The organism is Daejeonella sp., assembly GCF_044348475.1.
GTDB lineage: Bacteria > Bacteroidota > Bacteroidia > Sphingobacteriales > Sphingobacteriaceae > Daejeonella.
On record NZ_JBIKSU010000005.1, the window covers coordinates 84,940 to 96,015 of the forward strand.

The window sequence follows — 11,076 nt, forward strand, 5'->3', positions numbered from 1 at the left end:
AACTGTTACAGCTCTTTATTTTATGAATTAGGTATTGTTTATTATTTTGTCTAATTTTGATTTGAATTTAATATGAAAAGAATTAGAAAAACGTTCAGCTTTTACCTATCAGTATTCCTACTGCTGGGTTTCTCGGCTGTTTTTCTACCATTAGATATCTTTCATAATCACGATCCAATTCCTCAATCATCTGGTACCGAAAAGTTAAATTCACCTACTTCCCATGAGCTAAATGTTCAGAATAAGGTTGATTATTGCTGGGTTTGTGCGGTACATTTTGATAAAACCTTTACTAAATCTTCTTTTTTTGAAAAAATAAGGCTATCGCCTGTTATGTCTGTGTTTCTGAATAATGAAGTCACAGGATATGTTGTTGAATTACTTCTTTCTAGTTTAAGGGGCCCCCCTTCAGAATAATTTTTTATTTCTTTTGTGATACACTCATTTCTGAGTGCTAATCTTAGACAATCCAATTTCGAGTATTTTATTAATGTATAAAACATCTATTACAGTTGTTTTATAATTAAGTTTTCTTGGCGAGAATTAATTTATAGTTATTTAAACTATATGAAAAACCTATTAAAGGCTTTAAAAATTAGTATTTTTTGTTTGATTGCTTTATTCATTTTTGAGAATGTGGCAATTGCACAGGAATGCAATTTTCGTTTAAGTGGTATTATTTACGATGGTACAAATCAACAAATCTTATCAGGTGCTACTGTTTCCATTTTGGGTAGTGACAAAATAGCTTTGACGAATAAATCTGGATTATATCGTTTTAATAAACTTTGTCCAGGAACTTATCGGATAAAAATAACTCATGTAGGTTGTGTCCCTATAGAAGCTAGTTTGGTCATTAATTCTGATGACCTAACTAATCAGAATTTTAACTTATTACATTCCACCGAGCAGCTCAGTGAAGTATTGGTAAGTTCTAGATATGATTCGGATGTTAATTCAATTGAATCAAGCTTAACAGTTGAACAAATGCAGAAACTTAAAGGTGGAACTTTAGGTGAAATGTTAAAGCAATTGAGTGGAGTATCAGTTTTACAAACGGGAAGTACTGTTTTTAAACCTGTTATACACGGATTACACAGTCAGAGGGTTTTAATTTTAAATAATGGCGTCAGACAAGAAGGGCAGCAATGGGGTGCAGAACACGCCCCTGAAATTGATCCTTTGGTAGCTTCTCGTTTAACAGTTATCAAGGGTGCTGGAGCACTGAGATACGGTTCTGATGCTATTGGTGGTGCTGTTCTGGTTGAACCGCGTAGTTTAGATATAGATACAGGGCTACGTATTGAACTCAATTCAATTTATTCCTCAAATAACAGAATGGGCCTTTTTAATTCTATCATTGAACAGGGTATTAAAACTAAAAATAGTGCTTGGGCCTGGCGATCACATTTAACTTATAAGCGTGGAGGAAATGCTCGTACCCCAGATTATTGGTTACACAATACCGGCGTTCAAGAGTTAAATTATTCACTGCATGCAGGTTATCAACGGGATAATACTAAGGCTGACATCTATTTTAGTGCATTTAATACTAAAATTGGGATTTTTTGGGGCGCGCACATTGGGAATTTGACAGATTTAGAGAATGCAATTAAGAATAAAACGCCCTTATTTAATATAAATGAGTTCGATTACCAAATTGGCAGACCAAGTCAGGAAGTATCTCACTATTTAATTAAGGCGAAATTAACTCAGGAATTAAGCAAAGACCGGAGAATTAACTTTGTATTGTCGCATCAGGAAAATTTTAGAAAGGAGTTTGATCGCGCACTCATTGATAATAATCCCGAACTTGATCTAAACTTAGGGACTACCACCGCAGATATTAATTTTGAGACTGACAGATTTTCCAATACAAATCAACAGTTTGGATTTACTGTTCAAAGACAAGCCAATGTTTGGAGTGGTAGCAGATTCTTTCTACCTAATTATACAAATCTATTGTTGGGCTTGTATGGTATTAGGAAATGGGATAATAATGATCTTCAATTTGAAGCGGGTTTAAGATATGATTATCGTAGTCTTGAGGTATTTAGGAATCAAAATGGCCAAAATTTTCAAATAGACAGGCAATTTAATAACCTCTCTTCTTCATTTGCTATCAATTATGTTCCAAATAACAATGTAAGTTGGTTGAATAATTTTTCATTGGCCTGGAGACCTCCTCATGTTAATGAACTATATGTTAATGGCTTGCATCATGGTACGGCTAATTTTGAAATTGGGGACCCAAATTTAAATAGTGAAATCAGTCTGAAATATACAAGTCAGTTTAATTACCAGTGGAATAAGGACACATATTTTGATCTAACGCTGTATACCAACTACATTCAGAATTTTATTAATCTGGTGCCGGTTTTACCTGCGACACTTACATTGCGTGGTGCATTTCCAACCTTTAAATTTAAACAAGCTGATGCCTTGCTAAGCGGGTCAGATTTTACTTTTAATACTGCTTTAAACCCATCACTATCTTATAGATTTAAAGCTAGTGTTTTAATTCCGCGTAATTTAGAATCTCGTACATGGTTACAGCAAATGCCAGCACCGCAAATTGATCAGGAAATTTCATGGTATTTTTCATCTGGTAAAAAGGGCAATTATATATCCACCAATGCTTTATGGGTAGCTAGGCAACGTTTTATACCTGATAATTTTATAGATTATCTGGCTCCACCAGGAGAATATTTACTTTTCAATCTCAATTTCGCAACAGATTTACGGTTAATGAAAACACCTGTTAATCTGGGTGCTAGTGTTTTTAATTTATTTAATGTTCGCTATCGCGATTACATGAATCGTTTCAGGTATTTTTCGGATGAGGTAGGAACCAATGTTGTAATTAGACTTAAAATCAATATATAATTATGATTAAAAAATATATAATTGGAATGTTGTGTATTGCTCTTTCAGTAAGTGCAATATCCTGTAAAAAGGCCAGCATGGCCAATAATGAATCGGAGCATCAAGCCATAAATAGGATAGAGATGCTTTTTAAACAAGGTGGCACCACTGTATCCACAATAGTTGCCGAAGATCCGGATGGTGATGGAGGTAATCCACCATCCAGGATCGATAATATAAACTTTGATATTAATAAAACCTATGATGTTGAAGTGAAGTTCTACAATATCAGCAATGGAGTCATTAAAGATTTAAGTCCCACTATTCTTCAGCAGGGCAAGCAGCATGAGGTTTATTTTATCTCATCAGGTTTGACATTAGCTATAGAAAAGAAAGACAAGGATGAGAATGGGTTTCCTATTGGCTTAATGTCACAATGGAAAACAGGAAATGCAGTTGGTCAGGGCTCTCTATTATTAAAATTGATGCATAAACCCCTAATAAAGGGTGCGAATGATGATCCTAATAAGGGGCATTCAGATATAGCCATCAACTTCACTTTAAATGTAAAATAACAAATAATCTATAAATTAAATCTTAAAAACAATTATGAAAAAGTTAACACTTATTGCCCTTTTAGTCTTATCTGCAACTATGGTTTTTGCTCAGGCGCCTAAATTTGGTTTTAAAGCAGGCTTGAATTTAAATAATGTGAGCACCAATGATGATGAATTAAAAGAAGAATTAGGCGGACGAACCAGTATACATTTAGGTGTGATTACTGATTTTACAATGAGTAAATCCTTATCTTTTCAGCCACAATTGCTATTTAGTGGTCGTGGTGCAAAAATTGATCATGGCGATCATAATGATGTTTACGCTTTTAACTCATTAGAAATTCCACTCAACTTTACCTATAAAAAAAATGCCTCTAAAGGTGTATTTTTAGGTGTAGGTCCATCATTTGGGTACAACCTTAGTGGTAAGGTTAAAGGAGATCATGATTCTGAAGATATCGTATTTGGTTCAGGTAATGGTGAAATTAAGCGCTTAGATCTTGGTTTAAACGCCATCTTTGGTTATCAGTTTTCTAATAAGTATTTTGTTTCAACCAATTATTCTTCTGGTTTAAGTAATTGGAGCAATGAAAGTAATTCTACATGGAAGAATAATATTGTAGGAATTTCAGTAGGTTTTTTTCTTAAATAACTAGCTATAATCTAATGTTAAAAATCCCCAAATTTTCTTAAAATTTGGGGATTTTATTTATTGATAAAATCTTATTTAATACATTTAATCATTGAAATAATAAAAATAATTTCACATCTTTATTAGGCGTTTTAACTATAAAAACATGAAAAACATAAAATTTTTGCTGCTGAACTTATTGCTCGTTTGCGGGATCTCTGTTCAGAGTCAAACTAACCTGGTAAAAGATTCAGGAAATCAGTTTTTGGCCTTTGCTTCTGCAGAACAAATGTCTGATCAATCAGATTTATTGCGCGCCAATAAATTAGGAACTAATTCTAATATCCCAGAGTTACTCAGAAGACCAGAAAATAATGAGATCCGCATTGAGCGTTATAAAACCATTGTACTTAGAGATGGGGTTAAGTTATACGCGGATGTTTATTTGCCAGCAAAACCCGGAAAATATCCAACCATTGTGGTTCGTACCTGTTATGGTGTACAGCGTGATGGTGGCCACCAAGATAAAATCAGATTTGCACAACAAGGATATGCTGTTGTGTTTGCTGATATCAGAGGCCGTTATGAAAGTGAAGGCCAATGGGATCCATTTCGCGACGAATCAAAAGATGGTTACGATGTAATTGAGTGGGCGGCTGCACAATCGTTTTCAAACGGAAAAGTAGCTACTCAGGGTGGCAGTTATTTAGGTCATAATCAATGGGCTGCCATGAGTGCTACGCCTCCGCATTTGGTTGCAGCGTTTCCTGGTGTAGCTTCTACAAATATTTATGCTAACTGGTTAACCATGGGCGGGGCTTTTCGTTTAAGTTTTAATTTTGGTTGGGGTGTAGTTCGTATGCCAAACCGAATCATGCTTCCTCAATATTGGCATACTGAAGCGTATACTCCTGAAGAGCTGAAATATGAAAGTATTCTTTGGCATCTTCCATTAAAGGATGGCGACTTAAAAGCTTCAGGTTATGCGGTAAAACATTACCGAGATTGGATCAACCATGAGAGTTATGACGATTATTGGAAATCGATTAGTGATGAAGAGAATTTCTCAAAAATGAATGTTCCTGCTCATACGTATGGTGGCTGGTTTGACATTTTTTTAATGGGTACGATAAACGGTTATATCGGAATGAAAAACAAAGCTGCTACCCCTGCAGCGCGTGCTGGTGCACGAATGATTATTGGTCCATGGGGTCATGGTCCATCTCAGGCATTTGGTACGGTTGATTTTGGTGCTTCTGCAAACATGAAAATGTTTGAAAGAGAGCTTCAATTTTATGATTTCCATTTGAAAGGGATCAAAAATGGCTTAGATCTTGAAGATCCAGTTCAATTGTTTTACATGGGCATCAACAAATGGCGCAGTGAAAAAGATTATCCTATTCCTGGAACCGTTTATAAAAATCTTTACTTGAGTAGCGGCGGAAATGCCAATTCTTCTCGCGGTAATGGAACATTGAGTTTTGAAGCTCCAAAATCTGCAGCTGCAGACAAGTATACCTATGACCCGAAAATGCCGGTTATGACCTTAGGTGGAAATAATTGCTGTGGTACCCCAACTCAGGCAGGGCCTTATGATCAAAGGCCACTTGAGCGCAGGCAGGATGTGTTGGTTTACACATCTGAATTCCTAAAAACTCCTATTACTATTGCAGGGCCTGTAAAAATGAAATTATTTGCCGCAACAGATGGTCCTGATACAGATTGGATGATCAAATTGGTAGACGTTTCACCTGATGGTGCAGCAATGCCTATCTCAGAAGGTATTTTAAGAGCCAGATTCCGCGAAGGTTTGGATAAAATCAAATTATTGACGCCGAATCAGGTGTATGAATATGATATCGAATTAACAGGAACTGCTAATGTATTTAAGCCAGGACATCGCATTCGTATTGATATAACTTCAAGTAATTTCCCACAGTTTGACCGAAATCCAAATACCGGAGATCCTTTTGGTAGTAGCGACCGGGTTCGGATAGCACAACAAACTATACATCATGGTGGAGTGCGCTTGAGTAGTATTGTACTTCCTACGGTTCGTCCTTTGGATGAAAAATAATTAACAAAGAGCTTTTTATAAAAAAACCAGACTATACCTGTCTGGTTTTTTTATGTCTGGTAATTATCCCATTATTAAGAACAGATAAGCTAGACAAAAGCTTATGCCCTGTTTGAAAGTTCTTTTATTGACAATATTGAGGTTGGCACTTCTAAGGGCTTGCAATAAATACACGCATATTTGTTTGGCGGCTTGTACGATTTTGCAGGACAAATCAAACAAAAAAACATTTCAAAAGGCGGTTTCATCTTTTGAATCTGCATTAAATGCTTCATTTGAAAATCTGGATAGCGTTACTAGTAATATGAAAGTAAAGCACATTTTTTTTCTCCGCCACGCTCGCACAGACCTTTAATAACCGTTCTTCCGCATTGACTGGTGCGGCAATTACAGACCCAGCCCTCGCAGAACCTTTCATAGCAGCAGGCGCAGCGGTGGGATTTATTCGGTGTAGTTTATTGTTTTTTAAAGGCCCTCATGGTCTCGTCGTACCGCCTCGGCTTGGTACTTTTTTCCTACAGAAAAAGGTAAGGCCCCCGCGGCTATGAGCGGGAAGAAATTATAAATACTTGGTGGGTACCACCAAGCTTAAGGAAAGTTAATTATGCTGTAATTTATTTTTTTAAAGCGCTGTGCACGTGTCATCCTGAACAAAGTGAAGGAACTTAGCTGCTACGAAAGCAAAATTGTACTAAAAACTACGAAGGTCCCTCAACTGCTAAAGGGCAGGTTTCGGGATGACATTTGCTTTAAATTTTAATTAATTTTTTTTAAAGCGCGATGCTATCCAGACATTATATTTAGCCGACCAGTGTCCACCGCTTGGTTAATTTTTATTGGTGATGTAATTGAAGCTAGCAGTGACGGCTATTTTTTCAGCAATTTTCTTAAAAAAAAGTTTAGGAATATCGATTTTGTGATCAGTGAGCATTACATCAAATCTGCCTTGCAAGTTTAAGTTATTCTCATCTATAATAAGCTTCCCTTTAATGGTTCTTTCTTGATCGATTCCATGAATATTCAGTATTCCGCTTGCACTGAGGTTATAAGTTCCTGACTTACTAAAGTTGATTAATTCATTTATTGTACCCTTGAATGTAGCAAATGGAAACTTCTCGCTTTCTAGGTAGTTTTCATTAAAATGCTGTTGCATTAATTTATTTTTGAATTGAAATTGAGCTATTGGAATACGAACAAGCAGTTCACGATTGTCAGCATTAATTACTGAACTTGTTTTGGTATTCTTTGCTTCAATATCCACAATTGGGCCTTTTGAGAAAAAACTGATCTCACTAGCCTTTATACTATAAAGTTGGTTCTGTGCCGATGCACAAAGGCTTATCACTAAAAAAGCAGATAATACTATAAATTGTTTCATGGATTAGCCTTCTTTTTTCTCAAATGAAAAAATTATTGAACTGGTAATTCTTCAGTTAGTATTACTGATAGTTTTAACTGAATGCCTGTTGATAATACGATCAGGCTTCAAATACTCTCAGCGTGCTTCCAGATAATGTAGTACTATATTTTTTTAAATTAGATGAGGCAGGACCTTTAGTTCTCGTTCCATTTGAATCGAAAACTGATCCATGCGCGGCATCAGTAAGTGAACAAGGGAATGTGTTATCTGCCGAATTATAAATTACCGGATTGCCCTGGTGCGTACAACCACTAGAAAGTGCGATGTAGTTTGACCCATTTTTTGCAATAATAACATTATTCATGATTGTCCAGCCTTTTGTACTGATATCAGTATTGGTACTTACATTTAATGTAAAATCAACTTTTGTACCTATTGCCGGACTTGTTGGATTGCTTGTTGTTGGTGTAGCTGAGTCACTTTTACCACATGCTCCAAGGCATGATGTGATTACTAGTGAGCCTGCACCTAAACCTAAGGCAGCTAGAAAATCTTTGCGTTCCATAATTAGTTAGTTTTAATTTTTTAATTGTGTTAGTTTCAACTAGAATCTATTTTTCTTAGTATACGTTATTAAACTGTAATTGGTTTGTCTGCACTAAAAATTGTATCCGTTTATAAACTAAAATATATAAAATGAAACAAATATGTGTTTTCCTTTTGTTTTTTTCTGTAGCTGCATTTGCAGAGCAAAAGCAATCTTTATCAATTACACTTGAAAATGTAGAATATCTTTATCCACTAAACTTTTTTTCGATGCGTGCTGAAGGGCAGGATGCTTTAATGGCCTATATGGATATTCAACCTGCAAATTATAACTGAAAATGCTTGATTCAAGACTGGCTGAATTTGAAAAATCTGGGTATATTCTACATCTTGATATTCCTGAAGAGGTTATCAGGGTTTTGGCGAGAAATTTTTAATACGTTGACTTATACTATTTCAAAATATCCTAGAGCTGAAACAAAAATTTAGTGGTTTAAGCTAATAATAAAGAGGCAATCTCTTCTGAAGTTAATTTTTGTTGCTCTCCGCTTTTCATATTTTTTAGTGATAAGAGTCCTGTTTCCATCTCATCGCTTCCTATAAGTATTACGAATGGGATGTTTTTATCATCTGCATAGGTCATTTGTTTTTTAAGCTTTGCTGCTGATGGATAGATCTCTGCACTAATTCCTTTTTCTCTTAAAGTTTGCAGTAATGGAAGCGCATATTTTTCTGCCTTTTCATCGAAATTACTGATCAGAACCTTGGTGCTTTCTGATGTGCTCTGAGGAAAGAGTTTTAGCTCCTCTAGTACATCATAAATACGGTCGGCTCCAAATGATATGCCTACACCGGTTAAATCGCTCAGGCCAAACATGCCGGTTAGGTCGTCGTAGCGGCCACCTCCTCCAATGCTACCCATAGCTACTTCATTGGTTTTAACCTCAAATATAGCTCCGGTATAATAGTTTAATCCTCGGGCAAGTGTAATATCAAGTTCTAAATTGAGTATTGAGTATTGAGTATTAAGTATTGAGAACTTATCGAGGTAACAAAATATAGTCTCAATTTCAGAAATTCCTTTCAAACCAATTTCAGATGAAGCAAGTACTGAACGAAGGTTATTCAGCTTTTCTTCATTTGATCCGCTCAGGTTGATGATTGGGTTAAGTGTTTGGATATCTGATGATGTAAAACCGCGTTCAATCAGTTCTTTGGTCACCCCATCAAAGCCGATTTTGTCTAGCTTATCAATTGCGACCGTCATATCAATAATCAGTTCAGGTTTACCGATGATCTCGGCTATGCCGGATAATATTTTGCGGTTATTGATCTTGATTGTAAAATCTTTCAGTCCGAGTTTAGTTAATGCCTCCTGATATATCAGTACAAATTCTGCTTCATTAATTAAACTTTCAGATCCTACCACATCGGCATCGCATTGATAAAATTCACGGTATCTTCCTTTTTGTGGACGATCGGCCCGCCAAACTGGCTGAATTTGGAATCTTTTGAATGGAAATGAGATCTCATTCCTGTGCATGACTACATAGCGTGCAAATGGAACGGTAAGGTCATACCTTAATGCTTTTTCACTAATTTCAGAAATCAGGAGTTGTGAGTTGCGGCTCTCAAGCTTATTGGCAGGGATATTTGAAAGATAATCTCCCGAATTTAAAACCTTAAAAATTAGTTTATCTCCTTCATCGCCATATTTTCCGGTCAGGGTGCTGAGATTTTCCATTGCAGGAGTTTGAATCTCTTGATAGCCATATTTTTTAAATACCGAACTTATGGTATTAAAAATATGATTACGCTTCACCATTTCGGATGCGGAAAAATCACGGGTACCTTTTGGAATAGATGGTTTGATCACTGCCATAGGTCAAATGTACAAAAAGACTAGAATCTTAACGATTAGAACCGAATTCCTCTATGATCTCTTTGCATCGTTCTTCGATCATGAGATAAACCGGCTCAAACTGACTATCATCATGATAGGGATCAGGTACGATACCGTTCTTTAAAAATAAGCGAACCTTTCCAAAATCTGCATCATTAGTGGCTAAAGAAATTACATCCGAAAGATTGTTTTGATCCATCGTCAGAATATGATCATATCGTTCAAAGTCACTGATATCAAACTGTCTGCATGATTGATTTGTAATATCTACTCCATATTTTTGAGCCACAGCAATTGAGCGCCTATCGGGTTTTTCACCGATATGCCAGTTGCCTGTTCCTGCCGAATCGATCTTCCAGTTTAAATTTCTTTCTTTGACTAAGTGTTCTAAAACACCATGAGCAAGCGGAGATCGGCAGATATTACCTAAACAAACCATTAAAATCTTCATGGATAGTAGCCGCTTAGCTTTAATTTATGAAAATATTGTTTAGTAATGCGGCAAGATGAATCCCACCTTTCAGTAATTGTTGATTGGCGGTTTCCAGGTTGTCGTATATATATCTATAGCTGAGTTTATCGCCAGATTTTACCTTTGAATACAAGCTTTCACTTATTTTATAGGAATCAGTGATCCATTGTGCAGGGCCTTCTAACTGAAGAGATTGTAACTTGTATTTATCAATGAAATTTATGGAGTTGGTATATTCAGTATAACTCAAGTCCTGTGATTCAATTAGATCACTATCCCAAACCCGATGCAAGTTTGTGTTTTGGCCAAACCAGGTTAATTGTATTTTATTTCCTCCTAGATCTTCAAGCCTACCGGTGTGCATGGGCTGATGAATATCTCCAACCAGATGGATCAGTATTTTGAGGTACATAACTTTTTTATCTTGAGCAAGAGATTTGTTTTTTAGTTCTGAACTCAAAAAAAGTATTTTGGTATAGGCATCGGTAACTGTGTCCTGCTTTAAAGCATATTCTAATTGCTCAGATTTTAATCCGGCCGGAAGATTAATATAATGCCAGTTACCTAAATAATTATACGCAGGTTCTGATTTTATAAAGTCGGCCCAATTGCTGGCCATAGCCATAGATTCTGTTCCAAGAATATTTTTTATTTCGCCTTTTGCT

At 36.0% G+C, this 11,076-nt stretch carries 11 protein-coding genes; 6 read left to right on the top strand and 5 right to left on the bottom strand.

Annotation, left to right across the window (positions count from 1 at the left end):
• Positions 1-72 precede the first annotated feature (72 nt).
• The 5 genes from ACIQZ6_RS02975 (at position 73) to ACIQZ6_RS02995 (ending at position 6,130) form a co-directional block, all read left to right on the top strand.
• On the top strand, positions 73-417 hold the full coding sequence (locus ACIQZ6_RS02975) for a hypothetical protein (protein ID WP_395808057.1): 345 nt from the start codon (positions 73-75) through the stop codon (positions 415-417).
• Positions 418-567: 150 nt separating this feature from the next.
• Positions 568-2,886: a TonB-dependent receptor gene (locus ACIQZ6_RS02980; RefSeq protein ID WP_395808059.1), complete on the top strand. Its 2,319-nt coding sequence runs from the start codon at positions 568-570 to the stop codon at positions 2,884-2,886.
• 2 nt (positions 2,887-2,888) lie between these two features.
• A complete protein-coding gene (locus ACIQZ6_RS02985; RefSeq protein WP_395808061.1) occupies positions 2,889-3,440 on the top strand; it encodes a hypothetical protein in 552 nt (183 codons plus the stop codon).
• A 34-nt stretch (positions 3,441-3,474) separates the two neighbouring features.
• On the top strand, positions 3,475-4,074 hold the full coding sequence (locus ACIQZ6_RS02990) for a porin family protein (protein WP_395808063.1): 600 nt from the start codon (positions 3,475-3,477) through the stop codon (positions 4,072-4,074).
• 145 nt (positions 4,075-4,219) lie between these two features.
• On the top strand, positions 4,220-6,130 hold the full coding sequence (locus tag ACIQZ6_RS02995; RefSeq protein ID WP_395808065.1) for a CocE/NonD family hydrolase: 1,911 nt from the start codon (positions 4,220-4,222) through the stop codon (positions 6,128-6,130).
• 826 nt (positions 6,131-6,956) lie between these two features.
• On the opposite strand, the gene ACIQZ6_RS03000 is transcribed toward ACIQZ6_RS02995, so the two are convergent.
• Positions 6,957-7,508, bottom strand: a complete 552-nt coding sequence (locus ACIQZ6_RS03000; RefSeq protein WP_395808066.1) for a YceI family protein — start codon at positions 7,506-7,508, stop codon at positions 6,957-6,959.
• A 100-nt stretch (positions 7,509-7,608) separates the two neighbouring features.
• Entirely contained in the window at positions 7,609-8,055 is a 447-nt protein-coding gene (locus ACIQZ6_RS03005; protein ID WP_395808068.1) for a ubiquinol-cytochrome c reductase iron-sulfur subunit, read from the bottom strand.
• Positions 8,056-8,186: 131 nt separating this feature from the next.
• Between ACIQZ6_RS03005 and ACIQZ6_RS03010 the strand changes: the two genes are divergently transcribed.
• The gene (locus ACIQZ6_RS03010) at positions 8,187-8,372 is read left to right on the top strand and encodes a hypothetical protein (protein WP_395808070.1); all 186 of its coding nucleotides are present in this window, start codon (positions 8,187-8,189) and stop codon (positions 8,370-8,372) included.
• A gap of 157 nt (positions 8,373-8,529) precedes the next feature.
• Here ACIQZ6_RS03010 and hisS read toward each other — a convergent pair whose 3' ends face one another.
• From hisS to ACIQZ6_RS03025, 3 genes are all read right to left on the bottom strand, one after another.
• Positions 8,530-9,918 carry a histidine--tRNA ligase gene (hisS, locus tag ACIQZ6_RS03015; protein WP_395808072.1) on the bottom strand — a complete coding sequence of 463 codons (1,389 nt, stop codon included), beginning with the start codon at positions 9,916-9,918 and terminating at the stop codon, positions 8,530-8,532.
• A 28-nt stretch (positions 9,919-9,946) separates the two neighbouring features.
• Positions 9,947-10,390 carry a low molecular weight protein-tyrosine-phosphatase gene (locus tag ACIQZ6_RS03020; RefSeq protein ID WP_395808074.1) on the bottom strand — a complete coding sequence of 148 codons (444 nt, stop codon included), beginning with the start codon at positions 10,388-10,390 and terminating at the stop codon, positions 9,947-9,949.
• Positions 10,391-10,409: 19 nt separating this feature from the next.
• A partial coding sequence (locus ACIQZ6_RS03025; RefSeq protein ID WP_395808076.1) for a S1/P1 nuclease occupies positions 10,410-11,076 on the bottom strand: 667 nt, incomplete at its 5' end.

Excerpts from the sequence above, each read along its gene's own strand:
- hisS (WP_395808072.1), bottom strand. The coding sequence starts at position 9,918 with ATGGCAGTGATCAAACCATCTATTCCAAAAGGTACCCGTGATTTTTCC.
- ACIQZ6_RS03000 (WP_395808066.1), bottom strand. The coding sequence starts at position 7,508 with ATGAAACAATTTATAGTATTATCTGCTTTTTTAGTGATAAGCCTTTGT.
- ACIQZ6_RS02990 (WP_395808063.1), top strand. The coding sequence starts at position 3,475 with ATGAAAAAGTTAACACTTATTGCCCTTTTAGTCTTATCTGCAACTATG.
- ACIQZ6_RS03005 (WP_395808068.1), bottom strand. The coding sequence starts at position 8,055 with ATGGAACGCAAAGATTTTCTAGCTGCCTTAGGTTTAGGTGCAGGCTCA.
- ACIQZ6_RS02995 (WP_395808065.1), top strand. The coding sequence starts at position 4,220 with ATGAAAAACATAAAATTTTTGCTGCTGAACTTATTGCTCGTTTGCGGG.
- ACIQZ6_RS02980 (WP_395808059.1), top strand. The coding sequence starts at position 568 with ATGAAAAACCTATTAAAGGCTTTAAAAATTAGTATTTTTTGTTTGATT.
- ACIQZ6_RS02975 (WP_395808057.1), top strand. The coding sequence starts at position 73 with ATGAAAAGAATTAGAAAAACGTTCAGCTTTTACCTATCAGTATTCCTA.
- ACIQZ6_RS02985 (WP_395808061.1), top strand. The coding sequence starts at position 2,889 with ATGATTAAAAAATATATAATTGGAATGTTGTGTATTGCTCTTTCAGTA.
- ACIQZ6_RS03020 (WP_395808074.1), bottom strand. The coding sequence starts at position 10,390 with ATGAAGATTTTAATGGTTTGTTTAGGTAATATCTGCCGATCTCCGCTT.
- ACIQZ6_RS03010 (WP_395808070.1), top strand. The coding sequence starts at position 8,187 with ATGAAACAAATATGTGTTTTCCTTTTGTTTTTTTCTGTAGCTGCATTT.